This window comes from Xanthomonas sp. 4461, from assembly GCF_024806475.1.
GTDB lineage: Bacteria > Pseudomonadota > Gammaproteobacteria > Xanthomonadales > Xanthomonadaceae > Xanthomonas > Xanthomonas arboricola_F.
Map to the genome: position 1 here is coordinate 86,517 of NZ_JANTYV010000007.1, position 21,292 is coordinate 107,808.

Here is a 21,292-nt window from a genome sequence, read left to right on the forward strand (position 1 = left end):
AAGGGGCCGGCAGCATAAGCCAGCGCCGTTAAGCGCACGCGACCGTGCCGATGAGTCCGGCATGCGGGCTCAGGCCGTCGAGCCGATGCGAAGCGCCTGCATGAGGCATGGCTAGGGAGAACGTTTGGCCACGCAGCGTAGCGCCACCCCGCTAGCGCTGCATCCCCCAGCGCCTGACGGTGAGCCGTTCGATGGCCTGGAACACCACGCCTTCCACCAGCAGCCCCAGCACGATCACCATGGCCAGGCCGGCGAACACCTTGTCGGTGTAGAGCTCATTGCGGTTCTGGAAGATGTACCAGCCCAGGCCGCCCTGGCCGGAGGTGGCGCCGAACACCAGCTCGGCCGCGATCAGGGTGCGCCAGGCGAACGCCCAGCCGATCTTCAGGCCGGACAGGATCGCCGGCAGGGCGGCCGGGATCAGCAACTGTGCCACGTAGCGTGGGCCCCGCAAGCCATAGTTGCGGCCGGCCATGCGCAGGGTTTCCGGCACCGCCTGGAAGCCGGCGTAGGTGGTCAGCGCCAGTGGCCACAGCACCGAATGCACCAACACGAACACCAGGCTGCCGGTGCCCAGCCCGAACCACAGCAGGGCCAGCGGCAGCAGCGCGATGGCCGGCAGCGGGTTGAACATCGCCGTCAGCGTGCCCAGCACATCGCGGCCCCAGCGCGTGGACGCAGCCAGTGCGGTCAGCACGAAAGCCAGCACCACGCCAAGCACATAGCCCTGCGCCAGCACTCGCAGCGAGGCGCCCACGCGGCGCAATAATTCGCCCGACAGCAGCCCGTCGTAGAACGCATGCGCGGTCTGCCATGCGCTCGGCAGCATCAGATCGTCGCCGACCACCCGCGCGGCGATCTCCCATACCGCCACCAGCGCCCCCAGTACCAGCGCCTTGCGCAGCCATGGCGGAGCCTGCCAGCGCGCGGGCACTGCAGTGGCGACCAGTGCAGGATCCAGGGGCTGTACGGCCAGTTCGTACTCGGCGCGCACCGGCGGCAGCGGCGGCAGCCTGGCAGCAGTGCTGCGGGTCATGGCAGCGCCTCGCGCTGACGCAAGGCAGGACGACGCAAAGGCGCCACCTTGTCGTTGTCGAGCGTGGCGTCGGGCAGGTCGAACAGCAAACGGTGGATGCGCTGGGCGGTTTGCTGAAACGCCACGCTGCCGGCGCTGTGCGGGCCGAATGCGTGCGCGTTGAGTTCGGCGCGCACCTGGCCGGGATGCGGCGACAGCAGCAACACACGGTTGCCGACCACCAGCGCTTCTTCGATGGAGTGGGTGACAAACAATAGCGTGAAGCGCAATTGCTCCCACAGCTCCAGTACCTGCTCCTGCATGCGCGAGCGCGTCAGCGCGTCCAGCGCCGCGAACGGCTCGTCCATCAACAGCACCCGCGGACGCATCGCCAGCGCGCGTGCTATGGCGACGCGCTGCTTCATGCCCCCGGACAAGGTGTGCGGGTAGGCCTCGGCAAACGCGCTCAGCCCGACCTGCGCCAGGCTTTCATCGGCACGCTCGCGCGCTTCGGCGCGGCTGAGCTTGCGCGCTGCGCGCAGGCCGAAGACCACGTTCTCGCGGACGCTCTTCCAGGGCGCCAGCTGGTCGAATTCCTGGAATACGACGACGCGATCCGGACCCGGCCCGGTGACCGCGTTGCCATCCAGACGGATCTGCCCCTCGCGCGGGGTGACGAAGCCGGCCACCGCCTTGAGCAGGGTGGATTTGCCGCAACCCGATGGCCCCAGCAGCACGAAGCGATCGGCTTCATGCACATCGAAGCGCACCCGATGCGTGGCGCGCACCACGCGCTGCGCTGAGGCGTATTCCAGGCTGACATGATCGACTTGCAGCAGCGGCTCACGCATCGCTCAGCTCCCGCCCGCAATCAGCGGATCATCGAAGAAATAATCGCCCACCTTGGCGGGTGCCTGCTTGATCGCACCACTGTGCTGCATGAACTTGCCCAGCTTCAGCGTGTTCTGCGGCGCCACGGTGAACTGCACCTTGGGGTCCTTGAGAATCTGCAGGACCAGCGCGCGGTCGATGCTCGAGCCGTTACGACGCAAGAAGATGTCCGCCGCCTGCTCCGGGTGTGCAGTGACGAATGTCGCCGCCTGGTCCAATGCAGCGACAAAGGCGCGATAGGTCTTGGGATTGTCACGGCGGAACTTCTCGGTGGCGTACAGCACCGTGGCCGACGATGGGCCGCCTTCGATGTCGTAGGAACTGGTCACGATATGTGCGGCCGGGTTGCGCGCCAGTTCCTGTTCCTGAAACGGTGGGCTGGCGAAATGCGCAGTGATTTCGCTGCGTCCACGGATGATTGCCGCGGCGGCATCCGGGTGTGGCAATGCCACCTGCAGCGGGTCCAGCTGATGGGTGCCCTTGTCGCCCCAGCGTTGTTGCGAGGCATGCTGCAGAAACCGCGATTGCACCGACACGCCGGTGGCCGGCACCGCAATACGGTCCTGCGGCGTGAAGTCGCCGATGCTCTTGATGCGCGGGTTGTTGCTGATCAGGTAGTACGGGAAGTTGCCCAGCGAGGCCACGCCGCGCACATTCTGCCGACCACGGGTGCGGTCCCAGATGGTGAACAACGGTCCGACCCCTGCACCTGCGATATCGATCGAACCGGTGAGCAAGGCATCGTTAACCGCCGCGCCACCGGACAACTGCAGGAACTGCACGTCGATGTCCACGCCGGCGGCCTTGCCTTGTTGCTCGATCAGCTTCTGCTCCTGTGCCACGTCCAGCAGCAGGTAGACGATGCCGAACTGCTTGGCGATGCGCAGCTTTCCTTCTGCCTGCGCAGTGGCGCTCAGCAGCAATGGCAGTGCGGCCAGCAACAATGCCGCGACGCGCTTTGAGACTGTGCGGCGCCTGGAAAGTGCGTGAGAAGTGACGGTCAAACGCATACGGCGCTCCAGTCGAAAGGGGGGAGGGACAGGCGCGCGCTCAGAACGGCGCATCGCCTTCGATGGTGGTGCGGTTGAGCCGGCGGCGCAGGTGATCGGGCGTGCCGGCGGCCAGATGCATGACCGAGCGGTTGTCCCAGAACACCATGTCGTACGGCTGCCATTGATGCCGGTACACCAGCGCCGCGCGCGTGCTGTGTTCGAACAACACCTGCAGCAGGGCACGGCTTTCGTCTTCGGGCAGCCCGACAATACGGGTGGTGAAGTGTTCGCTGACAAACAGCGCTTTTTGCCCGGTTTCCGGGTGCGTCCGCACGATGGGATGCTGCACCGGTACTACTTCGGCAATCTGTTCGGGTGTCAGCGCCGGGCGCCACGGGTTGCGTGCGCGCAGCTCTTCGTACTTGGCGAGATAACTATGTTCGGCCTGCAGGTCCTGCACGCGGCGCTTGAGCGGCGCGGGCAGCGTTTCCCAGGCCAGATGTTGATTGGCGAACAAGGTGTCGCCACCTTCGCTGGGCAGTTCCTGCGCGTGCAGCAGCGAACCCAGGCTGGGCGTTTGCTTGTACGACAGATCCGAGTGCCAGTAATGCCCGGCATCGCCGAGCCCGATCGGCTCGCCGTTCTCCTTGATGTTGGACACCACCAGCACTTCCGGATGCCCGCGCAGCTGGAAGTTGCGCAGCACATGGATCTGCAACGGTCCGAAACGACGGCTAAAATCCACCTGCTGCGCGGGCGTGATGCGCTGATCGCGGAACACCAGTACGTGATGGTCCAGATGCGCAGCGTGGATGCGCGCGAAGGTCGCGGCATCCAGCGGCTGCGACAGATCCAGCCCCAGGACTTCCGCACCCAGTGGCGCGTCGAACGGCACGATCCGCACGGCCGACGCCTGCGCGGCGGTGGCATCGTTGCGCGGCGATTGCACGCGCGCTGCAGAATTCACGCTAGCCATGACGTTGGCACCTCGACAACAGCAGAGGCCGCCCGAACGGCGACCGGACTGGTCACTCTAGGCAGTCATGCCGCCGCTGCGAACGTACGATTGGCAAGGTGCTTATGCGCTGCAGGTATATGCACTGCAACATGCGCGATGCCCGACGCTGCGCAAGGCGCAGCGCTCCATGCCGGTGGGTCATGGCGCGCAGCTGGTGGCGCAATCCTTGGCCAATCGCCACCACAGGGCCGGCTCCTGGCCGGCCTTATTCTGTGCGCAGTGCCAATGCCGGCGGCGTGGACAGGATGCGCCGGGTGCCCGACCAGCCTGCGAGCAGGCTCAATGCCAGCCCGAACGCGCCGCCCAGCAGCAGCCGCGGCCAATCCGGCGCCAGCGCGATGTCGAACGCCTGCTGCCCGACCACCGCGCCGATGACGGCCGCAGCCGTGACCGCCAGGCCCGCAGCCAGCAGCCCCAATGCGCCGAACTCCACCAGCACGGCGCCACGCAACTGCCCGCGCCGCGCGCCCAGCGTGCGCAGCACTGCGCTGTCGTAGCGGCGCTCGCCTGCGGTGGCCTGCAGCGCGGCCAGCAGCACCAGCACGCCGGCCAGCAGGCTGAAGCCCATCACCAGCTGCACGGCCTGCGCCACCTGGTCGATCACCTCGCGTACGCGGCCGAGAATTGCATCGATGTCCAATACCGAAATATTGGGGTAGTCGCGACTGAGCGATGCCAGCTTGGGCGCATTGCCGGGCGGCAGATGGAAGGCGGAAATCAGGTTGTACGGCGCATCGCCCACCGCGCCCTGGTTGAGCAGCAGGAAGAAGTTGACCCGGAACGAATCCCAATCGGCCTTGCGGATGCTGGTGACGGTGAAGCTGCGCTGTTGTTCGCCCAGCAACAAGGTGATGCGGTCGCCGAGCTTGAGCTGATAGCGCTGTGCCCAGCCTTCCTCCACTGACGCCTCGGCCTGCGTACTGTCGGCGCTCCAGAACTTGCCTTGCAGCAAGGTGTTGGCCGGCGGAAATGCATGCCGCCAGGAAAAGTTGACCGGGCGGTTGTCGCCGTCGCCATCGTCCTGCGGGTCGCGGTCGCCGCGCACCGGCGGCTTGTCGTTGATCGCCACCAGCCGGCCGGTGGAAAACGGCTCCACCGCAGCGTTATCCACGCCCAGGCCTCGCAAGGTCTGCAGCACCGGCTCGGTCTGCTCGGGCTGGATGTTCATCAGGAAGTAGTTGGGCGTGTCCGCAGGCAGGCGGTCGCGCCATTGGCCCAGCAGGCCGGGGCCGACCACCGCCAGCAGCAGCAGCGCGCACAACGAGAGCGACAGGCCGACCAGCTGCACCACGCTCAACCCGCGTCGGCGCGTCAGCGAGGCCAAGCCCAGCTTCCAGGCCCCGCGCAGACGGTGCTGGATCGGCCGCAGCAATGCCAGCAAGCCCAGCCCCAGCAGCATCGCCACCAGCGCCAGCGCGGCCAGGCCGCCCAGCACCCAGCCAGCCAGCACCAGGTTGCCGGTGGCATAGACGGTGAGCGCCAGCGTAGCGGCCAATGCGGCCGCATATACCAGCAACGAGCTCGGCGGCACCGCGGCAAAGCTGCGGTTGAGCACGCGCATCGGCGGCACGTTGCGCAGCCGCAGCAGCGGCGGCAGGCCGAAGCCCAGCAGCAGCACCAGGCCGATGCCTGCACCGGCCAGGGCCGGCGTGGCCTGGGGCAGCGGCAGCCGGTTCGGGATCAGGCTGCCCAGCGCCTGTACCAGGCCTTCCTGCGCCAGCATTCCCAAGCCGATGCCGACCAGGCAGGCCGGGATCGCGGTCAACAGCAACTGCAGCGACAGCATTGCCAGGATGTCGCGCTGCCTGGCGCCCAGGCAGCGCAGCACCGCCACGGTGTCGATGCGCCGCATCGCAAACCGGTTGGCCGCCAGCGCAGTGGCGACGCCGGACAACAACACCGCCAGCAAGGCCGACAGGGCCAGGAAACGCCCGGCGCGATCGAACGCGGCGCGCATGCCGCGCTGGGTGTCTTCGATACCGACCAGGCGGTATTCGCTGGCGCGCGGCTTGAGCCAGGCGCGCAGGTCGGCGATCGCGGCCGGCGCACCGGCAAACATCAATCGGTAGGAGGCGCGGCTGCCCGGGCCAAGCAGGCCGGCGCCCTCGATGTCGGCGCGATTGACCAGCAGCGGCGGCGACAGCTGCATCAACTCGCCCGAGGCATCCGGCTCGGCGCGCAGCACGCCGGTGATGGTGAGATGGCCGGCGCCGAATTCCAGCTGCTCGCCCACGCGCAGGCCCAGTGCTTCCAGCAGCCGCGGGTCGGCGTAGGCCTGGCCCGGCGGCGGTGCGGTGGCAGGGCTGCCTTCGCCGCCGCTGCCGTGCTTGGACACCAGCAACTGCCCACGCAACGGGTAGCCGGCGCCGACGCCGCGGATATTGGCCATCTGGCTGGCATCGCCATGGAACAGCACGCTGGGGAAGCTGACCATGCGGGTACTCTGCAGCCCGCGTCGCTGTGCCTCCTCGGCAAAGCCGGCCGGAATCTCCTGGCGCCCGGTGACGCCCAGATCGCCACCGAGCACCTCTGCCGCACTGGAGGTCAATGCCAGCGTCACCCGGTCCACCAGGGTGCCCACCGCCGTCATCACCGCAACGCCCAGCACCAGCGCGGCGAACACGGTCAGCAGGTCGCCGGCCAGGAATTCGCGGCGCACCGCGCGCGCGGCCTGTCGCAGTACGTTCATGCGGCCGGACCGGTCTGTGCGTGCAGGCGGCCGCTGTCGATGCGGTAGATGTGATGGCAGCGCTGTGCCAGGGTCATGTCGTGGGTGACCAGCACCAGGGTGGTGTCGCTGGTGGCATTGAGCGCAAACAGCAGGTCGCTGATCTGCGCGCCGGTGGTCTGGTCCAGGCTGCCGGTGGGCTCGTCGGCAAACAGGATGCGCGGTCTGGCCACGAATGCGCGTGCCAGCGCCACGCGCTGCTGCTCGCCACCGGACAGCTGGCGCGGGTAATGCCGCGCACGCGCGCTCAGGCCGACCGCCTCCAGCACCTCGCGCACCCGCGCCGGGTCTTCGCGCCCGGCCAGTTCCAGCGGTAGCGCGATGTTTTCTTCTGCCGTCAGCGCCGGCAGCAGGTGGAAGCTCTGGAACACGAAGCCGACTTCGCGCGCGCGCAGGGCGGCACGCGCTTCTTCGTCCAGCTGCCCCAAGTCCTGGCCGGACAGCGCAATGCTGCCGCGGCTGGGCAGGTCCAGCCCGGCAAGCAGGCCGAGCAGGGTGGTCTTGCCCGAACCGGAGGCCCCAACGATGGCGATACTGTCGCCTTCACTGACCGTCAAGCTCACGTTGTCGAGGATGTGGAGTGTTCCCTCCGGTCCACTGACGGATTTACCGACCTCGCGGACGTCGATGGCGGTGCGGGTGCTGGAGCGGGGGGCCAGACTGTCGATGAGGAATCTCCGAATGCGTGAAAGAACACTGCGATATGGCGCGCTGGTCCTGTGGCTGCTGACACTGTCCCTGCTTGCGCCGGGATTTGCCTCTGCCAAAAGTCCGGTGACGACCGCGCCGATCCTGGTCGTCGGCGACAGCCTGAGCGCTGCGCACAACATCCCGGTGCAGTCCGGCTGGGTCACCTTGCTCGACCAACGCCTCAAGCGTGACATGGCGACGCCACCGGCGGTCGTCAATGCCAGCATCAGCGGCGAAACCACCTCCGGCGCATTGACGCGGCTGCCAGGCCTGCTGGCAAAGCACCATCCCGGCGTGGTGGTGATCGAACTCGGCGGCAACGATGCGCTGCGTGGGCTGACCCCGGCCCAGCTGAAGGCAAACCTGGAGAAGATGATCAAGCTCAGTCAAGCGTCCGGCGCCAAGGTCCTGTTGCTGGGCATCGACGTGCCGCCGAACTACGGCCCGGCCTACCGCGAGCGCCTGAAGGCCACCTATGCCGACCTGTCCAGACAGTACAACACCGCGCTGGTGCCGTTCTTTCTGGAGAAGGTGGCCCTGCAGCCCGGGTTGATGCAGGCCGACGGCCTGCACCCGACCGCGGCGGCCCAGCCCAAGGTGCTGGAGACGGTGTGGCCGGCGCTGCGACCACTGCTGGGGCGTTGATCGGATGACATGAAACGTTATTCGGCCTTCACGTCGCTTGCACCGCCGATCCGGCATGTTTCACAAAGCTGAAGACCGAGGAAAGTCCATGCGTCAGACCAAGGAAACGTCCGGCCTCGTGCTGGTCGTCGAAGACAACCGCAATATCTCCGAAATGATCGGCGAATACCTGGAAGGCCGTGGCTTCGAGGTCGACTATGCGCAGGATGGACTGGACGGTTACCGTCTGGCCGCCGAGAACAGTTACGACGTGGTCGTGCTGGACCTCATGCTGCCACGCCTGGACGGTATCGAAGTGTGCCGCCGCCTGCGTAACGACGCACGCAAGTCCACCCCGGTGCTGATGCTGACCGCCCGCGATACGCTGGACGACAAGCTCACCGGCCTGGGTTTCGGCGCCGACGACTACCTGACCAAGCCGTTCGCCATCCAGGAACTGGAAGCGCGCCTGCGTGCCCTGATCCGCCGCGAACGTCGTCAGGTGGGCTCGGAAGTGCTCAAGGTCGCCGACCTGGTGCTCGATCCGGTCAGCATGCGCGCCACCCGTGCCGGCACCGAGCTGCAGCTCTCGCCGATCGGCCTGCGCCTGCTCACCATCCTGATGCGCGAATCGCCGCGGGTGGTCACCCGCCAGGAAATCGAGCGCGAAATCTGGGGCAATGGGTTGCCGGATTCGGACACCCTGCGCAGCCATCTGTACAACCTGCGCAAGATCATCGACAAGCCGTTCGATCGCCCGCTGCTGCACACCGTGCAGAGCGCCGGCTATCGCATTGCCGACATCGCCCAACCGATGACCTGATGTCGCCGGCCGGCTGCCGACTGGCGGCCGGCCGCTCCTGTAGGCGCAGACGCGCCGCTCGTTCTCCCGTGCCGCCGGCTGGTTGCACGATGGACTCACGGAAGCGTTGCCTATAATCCGGCGCTCTCCCCTGGATGCAGCAATGCCACACGGGCTCCCGCGAAAAATACGTCTTGCCTTCCTGCTGCAGGTCGCGCTGGCGAGCTTGGCGATTGTGCTTGGCGGGTATTTGATTTCCTTCGTGATCAAGTACAGCCTGGTGCGCACCGTGCTTGCCGACGAGGCCGTGCACTTCTGGCGCATGCACAAGAGCACACCGGACAACCGGCCGCCGAACACACGCAATATCCAAGGGTATTTCTCGCCTGCGGGCAATGCCGCCGATGCCGCGCCGCGCGCACTGCAAACGCTGTCGCCGGGTTTCAGCGAGGTGGCTGCTGCCGATGCGCTGGTCTATGTGGATCAGCGCCCAGAGGGGCGCTTGTACCTGGTGTTTCCGCGCTCGCGTGCCGCGCATCTGACGCTGTGGTTCGGCGTGGTGCCGGCCATCGTCGTGCTGTTGGGGATTTACGGCGTTTCCTGGTTCACCTACCGCGTGTCCAAGCGACTGGTGTCGCCGATCAGCTGGCTCGCGCGACGCGTATCGCACTGGGACCCGCGCAACCCCGATGTGGATGAATTGTCGCCGGAGCGCTTGCCCGCAGAGTTGCAGGGCGAAACCCGACAACTGGCCGCCGCATTGCATGCGCTCGGCCAGCGGGTCAGCGACCACGTCGCGCGCGAACGCAATTTCACCCGCGATGCCAGTCACGAGTTGCGCACACCGCTGACGGTGATCCGGGTGGCCAGCGACATGGCGCTGGCCGACGACGAGCTATCGCAGCGTACCCAGCGCAGCCTGCGTCGCATCCAGCGCGCCGGCCGCGACATGGAAGCGGTCATCGACGCGTTCCTGATCCTGGCACGCGAAGCGGAAATCGATCCGCAAAGCGAAACCTTCGATGCGGCAGAGCTGGCCAGCGAAGAGGTGGAGAGCGCCCGCGAATTGCTTGGCGACAAGCCGGTGTCCTTGCACATGGTCGGCGACCGCAGCCTGCAGATGTTCGCGCCGCCACGGGTCATGCGGGTGGTGCTGAGCAATCTGTTGCGCAACGCCTGCGCCTATACCGATACCGGCAGCATCGAAGTTGAAGTGACCCAGGACCGCATCGTGGTGCGCGATACCGGCATCGGCATGAGCGAAGAAGCGCGTGCGCGTGCGTTCGAACCGTTTTTTCGCGCCGATCCCACGCGCCCGCAGGGCACCGGCCTGGGATTGTCGATCGTGCGCCGGCTGTGCGATCGCTTCGGCTGGCGGATCGAACTGCACAGCGAGGCAGGTGTGGGAACGTCGGTGGCGGTCGTGGTGGCGTAAGCCGGTGGCTGTTCGCCAGGCGCGGCGTTGTCGGTCGATCGCTTCGGCATGAAGGCGCTCACGCACCATCCGTGCATGGGTGACCAGGTGCGGGATGCCTCAAGCCGATGCGTCTCGCTTCATCCGCTGGCGTTGCGTGCCGTGGTGAGAACGCGCATCGCCTCTACGACGCAGGACGGTGAGTGCACCCGTTGCCATGCGCTGCGTCCTTGCTGCGCCTGCGGTGCATGAGGCTTTCGCGGCGGCCGGTCACCTCCGCGGCCACTGCCCCGATCCGATGGCCTGCGCCATCAGATCGCTTGGCCAACCCTTATTTTTGCTCCAATACCGGCGCCACGGCCTTGCGCCAGAGGGCATAGCCGTCTGCAGTCATGTGCAACATGTCTTCGCGAAACAGCTCAGGGCGCGGCTTGCCCCTGGCATCGAGCATGGGTGTATAGACATCCACAAAATCCACGCGCGGCAGCGGCGCGAGTGCGTCCTTGATCAGGCGATTGGCGGCGATCACCGACGGCAGCAATTGCGCACGCGAGGGACTGGGTTTGATCGACAGATAACTGATGCGTGCATCGGGCAGGTCGCGCCGAATGCGGGCGACGAACGCGACCACGTCATCGCGCACCTGCTCGGGCGTCCGGCCGCTGTTGAGATCGTTATCGCCGGCATACAGCAGCACCTGGCGTGGCGCATACGGGATCACGATGCGGTCGGCGTACCAGGTGCTGTCGCGCACTTCCGAGCCGCCGAACCCGCGATTGATGACCGGTTTGCCGGGAAAATCCTGCGCCAGCGTGTCCCAGAAGCGGATCGAGGAACTGCCGACGAACACGATGCCGTGCCTGGGCGGCGGCTGGCGCGCGTCGTTGGCGGCAAAGCGCTGCATGTCTTCTTCCCAGGCCGCGTTGGAGATCTGCGCGGGCACCGCAGGTGCGGCGTGTGGCGCCTGATGGGCCTGGGCGATGGCGTGGCCGGAGAACAGTGCGAGGGCGCACAACAGTGCGCGCAAGGCGGATCGAGTCATGCGAAAACCTGCAGCAATCAAGCGGGCTGCCCATGGTGCAGCAGTCTGCGAGCTGAGGGCAAACCGGACCGTGGCTGGCGGTGTGCAGCGCCACGGTGCAAGATTCGCACTTTCCCCAGCAGCGACCATGCCATGCGTCCCCCTTGTCCCCCGACGCGCCCTTGCGGCCGGAAGCACTGACGCATGGCCGATCAATTGGGACACGTGCCGCGCGGACCGCGCCGCATGCTCAAGGCTGCGATCTGGTCGTGGCAGGGATTGCGTGCAGCCTGGCTGCACGAATCCTCGTTCCGGCTGGAAGTCTGCCTGGCCGTGGTCATGGCCCCGCTGGGCATCTGGCTGGGTCAGTCGGCGCTGGAACGCGTTGCGCTGGTCGCGCCGTTGTTGATCGTGCTGGCCGCCGAGCTGCTGAATTCGGCCATCGAAGCGGTGATCGAACGCTATGGTCCCGAGCACCACGTGCTCGCCGGCCGCGCCAAGGACATGGGCTCGGCAGCGGTGTTTCTGCTGCTGCTCAATGTGCTGCTGTGCTGGGGGGTGATTCTGGTGCCGCGGGTGCTGTGAAGGACTTTATCGGTCTTTAGAGCCCTCCCGTATGCGGTGGCTGCTGCGGCAACTGCTCGCTGGTGCCGCCCGGGATCGGACGCTAGTGCTCCCTGGGCGTTGCATGCCGCGCTCGGACGCACGCGATGGGCAATGACGCGTTGGGCACTCGGGTTGGAGACGTCCGCCGGTTCGCGCAACGCAGGATCGGCGTGGTGACAGGTGCTGCGATGCATTGGCTGGCAGCGGCCTTGGGCGCTATCGCTGTCGCGATGGAGCGCCGATCGACAGCGTTGCGCATTGCGCACCGGCGGTTGCTTTGGTGTGCAGCACCGCCGCGCACGCCAGGCGCAAGCATGTGTATGCCGGCTTGACCCGACGCGTGGCATGCTGCGGCTCTCTTTCAACGGAATCGCCTGCATGTCTGTCCTGATGCGTGCCCTGGTATTGCTGCTCCTGACCGCCTCTCTGTCGGGTTGCGGGTACAACGCGATCCAGCAAAAGGAAGAGGGCGTCAAAGCCGGTTGGTCGGAAGTCCTGAACCAGTACCAGCGCCGTGCCGACCTGATTCCCAACCTCGTGCGCACCGTGCAGGGTTACGCACAGCAGGAGCGTCAGGTGCTGACCGAAGTCACCAATGCGCGTGCGCGCGTCGGGCAGATCCAGGTCAATGCCGATGACGAAGCCTCGCTCAAGAGTTTTCAGCAGGCGCAGGGCGAGCTGGGCAGCGCGTTGTCGCGGTTGCTGGTGGTCAGTGAAAATTACCCGCAGCTCAAGTCCGACCAGTCGTTCCGCGACCTGCAGGTGCAGCTGGAAGGCACCGAAAACCGCATCACCGTCGCCCGCGGCAGATACATCCAGACGGTGCAGGACTACAACACCTACATCCGTTCGTTTCCGCAGGTGATCACCGCCAAGATCTTCGGTTATCAGCCCAAGCCGAATTTCAGCGTGGAAAACGAAGCGCAGATCTCGCGCGCGCCGCAGGTGGATTTCGGCAATCAGCAAGCGCCGCAGCAGCAGCCGCTACAGCAGCAACCGCCACAGCAGCAACCGCCACAGCAGCAACCGCAGCCTGCGCATTGAATCCCTGCACTGCGCAGTACCGAATGCTGCGCGGTGTGCTGCACGGCACGTCGAGGCAGTCGCTACGTTGGCCATGTCGATCCATCTATCGCTTGCTCAATCAAGAGCAACTTGCAGATGCGGGATATCAAGCCCCTCTCCCCTCGGGAGAGGGGCTGGGTGAGGGGATGCAGCGACGCCCTTGCATCGTTCCAATTGCGCGTGGCGTCGCTCGCGCGCCCATCCGCCCCTGCGGGGCATCTTCTCCCGCACGGAAAAGGGATAGCCAAGTGTCAGTGCTGATGAATTGTCAGTGCTTATCAGGTAGGAGTCGGTAATGCGGAAAATGGACAGGTGGGTGTGCTGGATAATGGCGTTACTGCTGCTGCCCGCTTCGGTGCTGGCGCAGGATCTTGCGGCCATTCCACCCTTGCGCTCGCCAGTGGTCGATGTCACCGGCACGCTCGATGCGGCGCAGATCCAGCAGCTCGAGCAGCAGGCGCTGGCGTTGCAGCAGCGCAAGGGCGCGCAGCTGCAGATCCTGATCGTGCCGACCACCCAGCCGGAGGCGATCGAGCAATACGCCCAGCGCGTGTTCGATCAGTGGAAGATCGGGCGCCAGGGCGTGGACGATGGCGTGCTGCTGCTGGTGGCCAAGGACGATCGCCGCGTGCGGATCCAGCCCGGTTATGGCCTGGAAGGCGCCATCCCCGACATCGTGGCCAACCGCATCATCCAGGAGTATCTGGCGCCGCGCTTTCGCGAGGGCGACTACGGCGGCGGCATTCGCGATGCGACCGCGACGCTGGCCGGCCTGATCGAGGGAGAAGCCCTGCCGGAACCGGTCAGCGGGCATGCCGATGGTGGCGTGGGCAGCGGTGCAGGCGGTGGCGGCTGGATCATGGCGTTGTTCATCGGATTTGTGGTCGCAATGGTGGCGCGCGGCATTCTCGGCGCCTTGCCGCGGCCGTTGCGCGCCGTGTTGACCGGTGTCGCCGCCGGCGCTGCCGCCCTGCTGTTTACCTCGTTGCTGTTCGCCAGCGTCGGTGCAGCCATCATCGGCCTGTTGGCGGGCCTGGTCTCCGGTTCGCCTGGACGCTTCGTCGGTGGCGGGGGCTGGGGCGGCGGTGGGTTCGGAGGATTCGGGGGCGGTGGCCGTGGTGGTTTTGGCGGCGGCGGCTGGGGTGGCGGCGGTGGATCATCGGGAGGCGGTGGCGCCTCGGGGAGCTGGTAATGCGGTGGTTCAGGCATTTTTTCGCGCCCTCGGCGCAGCGCAGGTTTCCGGCTGCCTGCATGGACACCATCGCTGCGGCCGTGGCCGCCAGCGAACGCAGCCATACCGGCCAGATCATGGTGGCGGTGGATGCGGACCTGCCGCTCGGGGCGCTGTGGCGTGGGCACACGGCCCGCCAGCGCGCCGAGCAGGCGTTCGCGCAGCTGCGCACCTGGGACACCGAAGCCAACAACGGTGTCTTGATTTATCTGCTGCTGGCGGACCATGCCATCGAAGTGGTCGCCGACCGCGGCCTGCGCAGCCAGGTGCCGGAGGCACAGTGGGCGGAGGTGTGCCGGCGCATGCAGCAGTTCCTGCGTGAGGGCCAGCACGAGGCCGCGGTCCTGGCCGGGATCGAGGCGGTGACCGAGCTGCTGGTCGCGCATTTCCCGGCCACCGGCGACGTGCAGCATGAAGACGAGCTGCCCGATCGGCCACAGCTCTTAGGCTGAGCGCGCTCGAGGTGTCAGAATAGCGGCCTCGCTTTTCGTCATACGCGGTCCGCATGATCTATCTGCACGCCATCGACCCCATCGCCTTCTCGCTCGGCCCGGTGCAGGTGCACTGGTACGGCTTGATGTATCTGGCCGCCTTCTTCTCGGCCTGGGCGCTGGGCCGCTCGCGCATCCTGCGCGGCCGTCTGCCCGGCGTGGATATGGACGGTTTTTCCGACCTGCTGTTCTACGGCATGCTCGGCGTGGTGCTGGGCGGGCGCATCGGCTACATGCTGTTTTATGCGTTCGACACCTTCCTGGCCAATCCACTGATCCTGTTCAAGGTGTGGGAAGGCGGCATGAGCTTCCACGGTGGCCTGCTCGGCGTGCTGTTCGCCTGCTGGCTGTGGGCGCGCCGCCATCGCCTGCACTTCTTCAACGTGATGGATTTCGTCGCGCCGCTGGTGCCGTTGGGCCTTGGCTTCGGGAGGCTCGGCAATTTTGTCGGCGGCGAGCTGTGGGGTAAGTTCACCCAGGCCGGCTGGGGTGTGATCTTCCCGCATGCACCGGAGCTGGCTGACATCGCACCAGCGCAGATTCACGCGCAGTACGCCGCCGGCGCACTGGATCGCTTCGCCCGTCACCCGTCCCAGCTGTACGAGGCCGCGCTGGAAGGCGTGGTGATGTTCGTCGTGTTGTGGGCATTCTCGATGAAGCCGCGCGCGCGCTATGCGGTGTCGGGGCTGTTTGCGCTGCTGTACGGGGTGTTCCGCTTCATCGTGGAATTCGTGCGGGTGCCGGATGCGCCGATTGGCTATCTGGCCTTCAACTGGCTGACGATGGGCCAGATTCTGAGCTTGCCATTGATTGCGGTGGGTCTGGTCTTGCTGGCGATGTCGCGCCGCGCGCCGGTGTTGCAGCCGGTGGTGCCGGTTGCCGCAACCGTGGAGGCGGCCAAGTGAAGCCGTACCTGGATCTGCTGCAACACGTGCTGGAACACGGCGCCGAAAAGTCCGATCGCACCGGTACCGGCACGCGCAGCGTATTCGGCTGGCAGATGCGCTTCGATCTCAATGCCGGTTTTCCGCTGGTCACCACCAAGAAGCTGCACCTGCGCTCGATCATCCACGAGCTGCTGTGGTTTCTGCAGGGCGACACCAACATCGGGTATCTGAAAGACAACCAGGTGCGTATCTGGGACGAATGGGCCGACGACAATGGCGATCTCGGCCCGGTCTATGGCAAGCAGTGGCGGCGCTGGACCGGCCCGGACGGCGTCGAGATCGACCAGATGCAGTGGCTGGTCGATGAGATCAAGCGCAATCCGGATTCGCGTCGCCTGGTCATCAGCGCCTGGAATGTCGGCGAACTGCCGCAGATGGCATTGATGCCCTGCCATAGCCTGTTCCAGTTCTACGTGGTCGACGGCAAGCTCAGTTGCCAGCTCTACCAGCGCAGCGGCGACATCTTTCTGGGCGTGCCGTTCAACATCGCCAGCTATGCGCTGCTGACCCATATGGTGGCGCAGGCCACCGGCCTGGGCGTGGGCGATTTCGTGCATACGCTGGGCGATGCGCATCTGTATTCGAATCACTTCGAGCAGGCCCGCGAGCAGCTGACGCGCACCCCGCGCGCATTGCCGACCTTGCGCCTGAATCCCGAAGTCACCGACCTGTTCGGGTTCCGCTTCGAGGACATCGCGATCGACGGCTACGACCCGCATCCGGCGATCAAGGCGCCGGTGGCGGTGTGACGAGCGAGTTGCGGCATGGTCCGCCAGCATCCACTTGAGACGACAGCACTGTGATGGCCAAGCATTCGATCAAGGCACGGGAAAAACTGGCTGATTCGCTGATGGCAATGCAGGCCAGCCTGTTTGTGAATCTCACGAGCATCCTGCTCATCGCACCGATCGGCTTTTTCGGTATTGCCTTGTACAAGGGCGAACCCCTGCAGCTGACGAACCTCTTCGGCGGGCAGTCTTCGGCGGCGCTGGCGGTGATTGCTGTGTTGTACCTTGTGGCTTTCTGCCTTGGAATGATGGGCCGGCACGCCGCGATGAAAATCTACGACACGCTGTATCCGGACCGATGAAACTGACCCTGATCGTCGCCTTCGACCGCAACAACGCCATCGGTCGCGATAACGATCTGCCGTGGAAGCTGCCGGACGATCTCAAACGTTTCAAGGCGCTGACGCTGGGCAAGCCGATCCTGATGGGGCGCAAGACCGCGCAATCGCTGGGGCGCGCCTTGCCAGGGCGCCTGAATCTGGTGCTGACGCGCTCGGGGCAGGTGCCGTTCGCGGGCATGCAGGCGGTGGCATCAATCGATCAGGCGATACAGCGTGCCGGGCAGGAGGGCGCGCAGGAGCTGTGCGTGATCGGAGGCGGCGAGGTGTATCGCCTGACGATGGAACGCGCAGACCTGTTGGCTGTCACCGAGGTGGACACCGTGGTCGACCGTGCCGATACGCACTTCCCGCCGATCGACCCGGCGGTGTGGGTGCCGGTGCAGCGCGAGGAGCATGCAGCCGATGCGCGCCACGCCTTCGCATTTTCTTACGTGGATTATCGGCGCCGCTGAGCGGCCGCATTTTCACACCGGGCAAGGCTGACCAAGGTGCGACGCCGCACTGCGAGGCAGCGTGGCAAGCGTGGATCGACACCCGGCGCGTCAATCGACGCGCTTGTTGACCACCACCTCGCCCAGTTCGATCAGGCGCGCACGCACGACGTTGCGGCTCAGTCCCAGCAGGGCAGCAGTCCTGACCTGGTTGTGGTGGCAATGCCGGTAGGCGGCACGCAATAGCTGCGCTTCGACGGTGGCATGCAGCGCGCCGTCATTGCTCTCGAACAAGGTGTCGAAGGCGCGTGCGAGCAGAGCCGTGGCATCGGGTTGCGCATCGCTGGTGGACGGGGTGGGCAGGCGCAGTGGCGACAACCGGATGTCGTCAGCGCGCACCACGCCGTCGCGGTGGATCAGCAAGGTGTGGTGGATGACATTTTCCAGCTCGCGGATATTGCCCGGCCACGGGTACTGCACCAGGAGCCGCTCGGCCTCCGCGCTGACCATGACCTGGCCATGGCCCAGGCGCTGGCTGTAGATCTGCACGAAATGGCGGATCAACGGTGGAATGTCGCCGGGCCGTTCGCGTAGCGGCTTGAGCCCGACGCCGACCACGTTGAGCCGGTAGAACAGGTCCTGGCGGAACTGCCCCTGGCCGATTGCCTGTTCCAGCGGCACGTTGGTGGCGGCCAGCACCCGTACGTCGATCGGGATACTGCGGCGCGACCCCAGGCGCACCACTTCGCGCTCCTGCAGCACGCGCAACAGCTTGACCTGGATCGGCATCGGCAGATCGCCGATCTCGTCGAGAAACAGCGTGCCGCCATTGGCTTCCTCGAACCAGCCGGCCTTGGCGCTGAGTGCGCCGGTGAAGGCGCCTTTTTCGTGCCCGAACAATTCTGCATCGACCAGCGATTCGCTGAAGGCTCCGCAGTTGACCGCCACGAACGGCTGCTGCGCACGCGCGCTGAGGCTATGGATATGACGCGCCACCAGCTCCTTGCCAGTGCCGGATTCGCCGATGATCAGTACGCTGGCTTCGCTGGGCGCCACGCGTTCCAGGTGTGCCAGCAATGCCTGCGATGCCGGGTCTTCGAACACATGCGCGGCGGCGGTCGTGCGGTTGCCGGCAGCGACGCGTTGCGGCAACGACGGTAGGGTCAGCAGACGGAAATCGGACATGGGCCGGATGCTAGGAGAGAGAAGAGGGAGCTACGCAGCACCGAGATGCGCAGGCGAACTCGCGGTGACGAGCATGCCGCCACAGCGATTCATGAGTAGAAGCTGGGTGTAGGCGCCTGTTGCCGTAGCGCCCATTCGCCGAGTTCGCGCACCTTGTAGTCGACCGGATCGTGCAGGGTCTGGGTACGCAGATTGCGCCAGTAGCGGTCCAGGCGCAGCGCCGCATGGGTGGCGCGTGCGCCGGTGACCTCGAACAGTTTGCTGCTCACCTCCAGCCCCACGCGTGTGCTGGCGACCTTGGCGGCGGCCACTGCCAGGGCCACCTGTGCACGTTCGTCGCCGGTGAGCGCGTGTTCCTTGCGCCAGGCGGCATCGAGCAGATCGGCGGCGCGCCCGGCCAGCAGGCGTGCGCTTTCCAGCCCCAGCCAGAACTCGCCGTAATGGGCCAGGATGTAGGGATCGTCGCTGGCCCGCTCGACCCCGGAGCGATGCCAGGGGCGCGTTTCGGTCAAGGTATAGGTGCGTGCTTCTTCGAACGCGCCTTCGGCGATGCCCAGGAAGACATGCGCAAACAGCAACTGCGCCAGCAAGGGGCGCAGGCACGCGAATGGCGTGCTCAGCGGGCCGGGATCGAGCAGCAACTCGTTTTCTTCCACTCGCACGCGCTCGAAGGTAGTGCTGCCGCTGTCGGTCTGGCGCTGGCCGATGTTGTCCCAGTCGTGGCCCAGCGTAATGCCGCTGCGCGCGGTGGGCACGGCGCCGATCAGCAGCTTGCCGCTGCGCTCGTCCAGTGCGGAGGCGATCAGCATCTGCGAATCGAGAGCGCCGGAACAGAAACTCTTCTTGCCGGAAAATTCGCGCCAGCCCTCGTACTGCACGGCGACGGTGCGGGTATCCAGGGGATTGAGCGCGTTACCCCAGAACCACTGCTTGCGCGCGGTCTGCTCCAACCACGGCTGCCACTGCGCCGGTTGGCCGAACAAGCGCACGGTGGCCAGCATCAGGTGGTGGAAGCCGAACACGTGCGCGATCGAACTATCGGCCTTGGCGAATTCGCGCACGATGGTCAGCACCTCGCTCCAGCTGGCGCCAAGACCGCCGTATTGCAGCGGGATGCTCAGGCCCAGCAAGCCGCTGGCGCGCAGCGCATCGCGTTCTGCCTTGGGGGTGCCGCCACGCGCATCGCGTTCGATTGCGGTGGCTGCGAAGTCGTTGGCCAGGCGGCGGGCCGTGTGCAGCGGATTCAGTACGGTGGGTTGCAGTTGGTGGCTTGTCATGCGCTGTGGCCTCGTTCCAGTCGCAGAGAGATGATCGGTACCCGGTGGCGCGCGTGCCGCCGGCCCGTGCCGGTTGGCAGCCGTATGTGTCGGGGTGGCCTGCAGGCGAACGCCGCATGCTTACACCGCATGGATGTCGTGCAGCGCAGCCAGCAGGTCCTCACGCGCCTCACGCAGCGCCGCCTCGTGCGCCCGGCGGTCGCGTGGCCGCGGTGTGTCCAGTACCTGGGTATGCACGATGGACCCGGGCTGGCCGCCGATAACGATGGCGCGGTCGCTCAGATAGACCGCCTCGTCGATATCGTGCGTCACCAGCAGCACGGTGAAGCCGTGCTCGCCGGCCAGGCGCAGCAGCAGCTCCTGCAGCCGGATGCGGGTAAAGGCATCCACCGCGCTGAAGGGTTCGTCCAGCAACAGCACCTGCGGTTGCCGGTAAAGCCCACGCGCCAGTGCCACCCGCTGCGCCTGGCCGCCGGAGAGTTGCTTGGGCAACGCCTGCGCGTGGTCGAGCAGGCCAACCTCGGACAGCAACTGTTGCACGCGCGGCGATTGCCGCGCTGCCGCCGGCGAAACGGCGGTGTCGTCGGCGAAGGCGACATTGGCTGCCACGTCCAGCCAGGGCAGCAGGCGCGGCTCCTGGAAGATGAAGCCGATACGGCGGTCGATTCCCTGCACGCGGCTGCCATCCAGCAATACTTCGCCGCCGTAGTCGCGCTCCAGGCCGGCGACGATGCGTAACAAGGTGCTTTTGCCGCAACCGCTGGGTCCGATCAGGCCCAGGATTTCGCCCGGTGCCACGCGCAGCTCGATGTCCTGCAGCACGCTGCGTGCACCGAAGCGTTTGTTCGCTACCTGGATCTGCAGGCCGGCACTCATGCCGCGTGCGCCGCGTGCGGGTGGGCGCGGCGGTTCTGCAGGTTGTCGCGCCAGTGCAGCGTGCGGGTTTCCAATGTCTTGAGCACGCTGTCACTGAGCTTGCCGAGCAGGGCCAGCAACACGATGGCGGCAATGACGATGTCCGGCCGCGAGGTCTCGCGCCCGTCGCTCAGCAGATAGCCCAGCCCGCGCGTGGCCGCGATCAGTTCGGCGGCCACCAGAAACATCCAGGCCAGACTCAGGCTGGTACGCAACCCGGTGAAGATGGATGGCAACGCGGCCGGCAGCAGGATCCGCCGCACCATGCGCCCCCAGGGCAGGCCATAGGTCTCGCCCAGCTCGATCAGCGTGCGGTCGACTTGGCGCAGGCCATTGGCCACGCCCAGATACATCGGGAAGAACGCACCGATCGCGATCAGGGTGATCTTCGGCGCTTCGTCGATGCCCATCCACAGCAATAACAACGGCACCCAGGCCAGGCTGGGAACTGCGCGCAGCGCCTGGAAACTGGGATCCAGCAAGCGCTCCAGCCAGCGGTTCAAGCCGACGCCGATGCCGATCAGCAGCCCCAGCCCGGCACCCAGCGCAAAGCCCACCAGCACCCGTAGCACGCTGGCGCCGAGATGGCCGGCCAGCCCCCGGCCGGCTTCGTCTGCCAGCGTGGTCAGGATCTGGCTGGGAGGCGGCAGCAGATAGCGTGGCGTCCACCCCAGCGCCGAGCACACTTCCAGTGCCGCAAAAAAGCTCACTGGCAGCACCAGGCCCAGGCCGCCGGCAGGCAGGCGCCAGTGTCGACTCAGGCGGCGGGACGGTGGCAGGGTGCGCGACAGGCGGAGCGAGGTCTGATTCATGGTGGCGG

22 protein-coding genes are annotated in these 21,292 nt (G+C 66.3%); 11 read left to right on the forward strand and 11 right to left on the reverse strand.

All coding sequences use genetic code 11. The features are described 5' to 3' along the window. Positions 1-151: 151 nt before the first annotated feature. The 6 genes from FHY19_RS20670 to FHY19_RS20695 form a co-directional block, all read right to left on the reverse strand. The gene (locus FHY19_RS20670; RefSeq protein WP_259168247.1) at positions 152-1,036 is read right to left on the reverse strand and encodes an ABC transporter permease; all 885 of its coding nucleotides are present in this window, start codon (positions 1,034-1,036) and stop codon (positions 152-154) included. Then, entirely contained in the window at positions 1,033-1,866 is an 834-nt protein-coding gene (locus FHY19_RS20675) for an ABC transporter ATP-binding protein (protein ID WP_259168251.1), read from the reverse strand. The genes FHY19_RS20670 and FHY19_RS20675 overlap by 4 nt, the downstream gene beginning before the upstream one ends. A 3-nt stretch (positions 1,867-1,869) precedes the next feature. Next, on the reverse strand, positions 1,870-2,916 hold the full coding sequence (locus FHY19_RS20680) for an ABC transporter substrate-binding protein (protein ID WP_259168252.1): 1,047 nt from the start codon (positions 2,914-2,916) through the stop codon (positions 1,870-1,872). 40 nt (positions 2,917-2,956) lie between these two features. Next, entirely contained in the window at positions 2,957-3,874 is a 918-nt protein-coding gene (locus FHY19_RS20685) for a TauD/TfdA family dioxygenase (protein ID WP_259168255.1), read from the reverse strand. 247 nt (positions 3,875-4,121) lie between these two features. After that, positions 4,122-6,605, reverse strand: a complete 2,484-nt coding sequence (locus FHY19_RS20690; protein ID WP_259168257.1) for an FtsX-like permease family protein — start codon at positions 6,603-6,605, stop codon at positions 4,122-4,124. Continuing rightward, positions 6,602-7,207, reverse strand: coding sequence for an ATP-binding cassette domain-containing protein (locus FHY19_RS20695; protein WP_023902758.1), 606 nt, complete (start codon positions 7,205-7,207; stop codon positions 6,602-6,604). Before FHY19_RS20695 ends, FHY19_RS20690 begins: the two co-directional genes overlap by 4 nt. A gap of 103 nt (positions 7,208-7,310) precedes the next feature. On the opposite strand from FHY19_RS20695, the gene FHY19_RS20700 reads away from it, so the two are divergent. The 3 genes from FHY19_RS20700 (at position 7,311) to FHY19_RS20710 (ending at position 10,195) form a co-directional block, all read left to right on the forward strand. Next, a complete protein-coding gene (locus FHY19_RS20700) occupies positions 7,311-7,979 on the forward strand; it encodes an arylesterase (protein WP_259155954.1) in 669 nt (222 codons plus the stop codon). An 88-nt stretch (positions 7,980-8,067) separates the two neighbouring features. Beyond that, positions 8,068-8,781, forward strand: coding sequence for a response regulator transcription factor (locus FHY19_RS20705; protein ID WP_005408123.1), 714 nt, complete (start codon positions 8,068-8,070; stop codon positions 8,779-8,781). 142 nt (positions 8,782-8,923) lie between these two features. Next, positions 8,924-10,195: a HAMP domain-containing sensor histidine kinase gene (locus tag FHY19_RS20710; protein ID WP_259154393.1), complete on the forward strand. Its 1,272-nt coding sequence runs from the start codon at positions 8,924-8,926 to the stop codon at positions 10,193-10,195. A 310-nt stretch (positions 10,196-10,505) separates the two neighbouring features. Here the strand turns inward: FHY19_RS20710 and FHY19_RS20715 are convergent, their stop codons facing one another. Continuing rightward, the gene (locus tag FHY19_RS20715) at positions 10,506-11,216 is read right to left on the reverse strand and encodes an SGNH/GDSL hydrolase family protein (protein ID WP_259154392.1); all 711 of its coding nucleotides are present in this window, start codon (positions 11,214-11,216) and stop codon (positions 10,506-10,508) included. Between the two features lie 183 nt (positions 11,217-11,399). Between FHY19_RS20715 and FHY19_RS20720 the strand changes: the two genes are divergently transcribed. From FHY19_RS20720 to FHY19_RS20755, 8 genes are all read left to right on the forward strand, one after another. Next, entirely contained in the window at positions 11,400-11,780 is a 381-nt protein-coding gene (locus FHY19_RS20720; RefSeq protein WP_259168259.1) for a diacylglycerol kinase, read from the forward strand. A 399-nt stretch (positions 11,781-12,179) separates the two neighbouring features. Further along, positions 12,180-12,845 (forward strand): LemA family protein, encoded by a 666-nt coding sequence (locus FHY19_RS20725; protein ID WP_259168261.1) that lies wholly within the window; start codon positions 12,180-12,182, stop codon positions 12,843-12,845. A gap of 316 nt (positions 12,846-13,161) precedes the next feature. Next, positions 13,162-14,058, forward strand: a complete 897-nt coding sequence (locus tag FHY19_RS20730; protein ID WP_259168263.1) for a TPM domain-containing protein — start codon at positions 13,162-13,164, stop codon at positions 14,056-14,058. Next, positions 14,058-14,549, forward strand: coding sequence for a TPM domain-containing protein (locus FHY19_RS20735; RefSeq protein WP_259154376.1), 492 nt, complete (start codon positions 14,058-14,060; stop codon positions 14,547-14,549). The genes FHY19_RS20730 and FHY19_RS20735 overlap by 1 nt, the downstream gene beginning before the upstream one ends. 53 nt (positions 14,550-14,602) lie before the next feature. Beyond that, positions 14,603-15,493, forward strand: a complete 891-nt coding sequence (lgt, locus tag FHY19_RS20740) for a prolipoprotein diacylglyceryl transferase (RefSeq protein ID WP_259168266.1) — start codon at positions 14,603-14,605, stop codon at positions 15,491-15,493. After that, positions 15,490-16,284 carry a thymidylate synthase gene (locus FHY19_RS20745; protein WP_259154370.1) on the forward strand — a complete coding sequence of 265 codons (795 nt, stop codon included), beginning with the start codon at positions 15,490-15,492 and terminating at the stop codon, positions 16,282-16,284. The genes lgt and FHY19_RS20745 overlap by 4 nt, the downstream gene beginning before the upstream one ends. 53 nt (positions 16,285-16,337) lie before the next feature. Continuing rightward, the gene (locus FHY19_RS20750; RefSeq protein ID WP_259168267.1) at positions 16,338-16,625 is read left to right on the forward strand and encodes a hypothetical protein; all 288 of its coding nucleotides are present in this window, start codon (positions 16,338-16,340) and stop codon (positions 16,623-16,625) included. Beyond that, positions 16,622-17,116 (forward strand): dihydrofolate reductase, encoded by a 495-nt coding sequence (locus FHY19_RS20755; protein ID WP_259168269.1) that lies wholly within the window; start codon positions 16,622-16,624, stop codon positions 17,114-17,116. Before FHY19_RS20750 ends, FHY19_RS20755 begins: the two co-directional genes overlap by 4 nt. A gap of 90 nt (positions 17,117-17,206) precedes the next feature. Here FHY19_RS20755 and FHY19_RS20760 read toward each other — a convergent pair whose 3' ends face one another. From FHY19_RS20760 to FHY19_RS20775, 4 genes are all read right to left on the reverse strand, one after another. Further along, complete coding sequence (locus FHY19_RS20760) at positions 17,207-18,280, reverse strand: sigma-54 dependent transcriptional regulator (protein ID WP_259154367.1); 1,074 nt, start codon at positions 18,278-18,280, stop codon at positions 17,207-17,209. An 89-nt stretch (positions 18,281-18,369) separates the two neighbouring features. Next, the gene (locus FHY19_RS20765; protein WP_259168271.1) at positions 18,370-19,557 is read right to left on the reverse strand and encodes an acyl-CoA dehydrogenase family protein; all 1,188 of its coding nucleotides are present in this window, start codon (positions 19,555-19,557) and stop codon (positions 18,370-18,372) included. Positions 19,558-19,677: 120 nt separating this feature from the next. Beyond that, positions 19,678-20,433: an ABC transporter ATP-binding protein gene (locus FHY19_RS20770; RefSeq protein WP_259168273.1), complete on the reverse strand. Its 756-nt coding sequence runs from the start codon at positions 20,431-20,433 to the stop codon at positions 19,678-19,680. Next, entirely contained in the window at positions 20,430-21,284 is an 855-nt protein-coding gene (locus FHY19_RS20775; RefSeq protein ID WP_259168275.1) for an ABC transporter permease, read from the reverse strand. Before FHY19_RS20775 ends, FHY19_RS20770 begins: the two co-directional genes overlap by 4 nt. Between the last annotated feature and the right edge of the window lie 8 nt (positions 21,285-21,292).

What these genes read in the sequence shown, in the direction of transcription:
- FHY19_RS20670 (WP_259168247.1), bottom strand. Translation starts at nt 1,036, where the DNA reads ATGACCCGCAGCACTGCTGCCAGGCTGCCGCCGCTGCCGCCGGTGCGC.
- FHY19_RS20675 (WP_259168251.1), bottom strand. Translation starts at nt 1,866, where the DNA reads ATGCGTGAGCCGCTGCTGCAAGTCGATCATGTCAGCCTGGAATACGCC.
- FHY19_RS20680 (WP_259168252.1), bottom strand. Translation starts at nt 2,916, where the DNA reads ATGCGTTTGACCGTCACTTCTCACGCACTTTCCAGGCGCCGCACAGTC.
- FHY19_RS20685 (WP_259168255.1), bottom strand. Translation starts at nt 3,874, where the DNA reads ATGGCTAGCGTGAATTCTGCAGCGCGCGTGCAATCGCCGCGCAACGAT.
- FHY19_RS20690 (WP_259168257.1), bottom strand. Translation starts at nt 6,605, where the DNA reads ATGAACGTACTGCGACAGGCCGCGCGCGCGGTGCGCCGCGAATTCCTG.
- FHY19_RS20700 (WP_259155954.1), top strand. Translation starts at nt 7,311, where the DNA reads ATGAGGAATCTCCGAATGCGTGAAAGAACACTGCGATATGGCGCGCTG.
- FHY19_RS20705 (WP_005408123.1), top strand. Translation starts at nt 8,068, where the DNA reads ATGCGTCAGACCAAGGAAACGTCCGGCCTCGTGCTGGTCGTCGAAGAC.
- FHY19_RS20710 (WP_259154393.1), top strand. Translation starts at nt 8,924, where the DNA reads ATGCCACACGGGCTCCCGCGAAAAATACGTCTTGCCTTCCTGCTGCAG.
- FHY19_RS20715 (WP_259154392.1), bottom strand. Translation starts at nt 11,216, where the DNA reads ATGACTCGATCCGCCTTGCGCGCACTGTTGTGCGCCCTCGCACTGTTC.
- FHY19_RS20720 (WP_259168259.1), top strand. Translation starts at nt 11,400, where the DNA reads ATGGCCGATCAATTGGGACACGTGCCGCGCGGACCGCGCCGCATGCTC.
- FHY19_RS20725 (WP_259168261.1), top strand. Translation starts at nt 12,180, where the DNA reads ATGTCTGTCCTGATGCGTGCCCTGGTATTGCTGCTCCTGACCGCCTCT.
- FHY19_RS20730 (WP_259168263.1), top strand. Translation starts at nt 13,162, where the DNA reads ATGCGGAAAATGGACAGGTGGGTGTGCTGGATAATGGCGTTACTGCTG.
- FHY19_RS20735 (WP_259154376.1), top strand. Translation starts at nt 14,058, where the DNA reads ATGCGGTGGTTCAGGCATTTTTTCGCGCCCTCGGCGCAGCGCAGGTTT.
- lgt (WP_259168266.1), top strand. Translation starts at nt 14,603, where the DNA reads ATGATCTATCTGCACGCCATCGACCCCATCGCCTTCTCGCTCGGCCCG.
- FHY19_RS20750 (WP_259168267.1), top strand. Translation starts at nt 16,338, where the DNA reads ATGGCCAAGCATTCGATCAAGGCACGGGAAAAACTGGCTGATTCGCTG.
- FHY19_RS20755 (WP_259168269.1), top strand. Translation starts at nt 16,622, where the DNA reads ATGAAACTGACCCTGATCGTCGCCTTCGACCGCAACAACGCCATCGGT.
- FHY19_RS20760 (WP_259154367.1), bottom strand. Translation starts at nt 18,280, where the DNA reads ATGTCCGATTTCCGTCTGCTGACCCTACCGTCGTTGCCGCAACGCGTC.
- FHY19_RS20765 (WP_259168271.1), bottom strand. Translation starts at nt 19,557, where the DNA reads ATGACAAGCCACCAACTGCAACCCACCGTACTGAATCCGCTGCACACG.
- FHY19_RS20770 (WP_259168273.1), bottom strand. Translation starts at nt 20,433, where the DNA reads ATGAGTGCCGGCCTGCAGATCCAGGTAGCGAACAAACGCTTCGGTGCA.
- FHY19_RS20775 (WP_259168275.1), bottom strand. Translation starts at nt 21,284, where the DNA reads ATGAATCAGACCTCGCTCCGCCTGTCGCGCACCCTGCCACCGTCCCGC.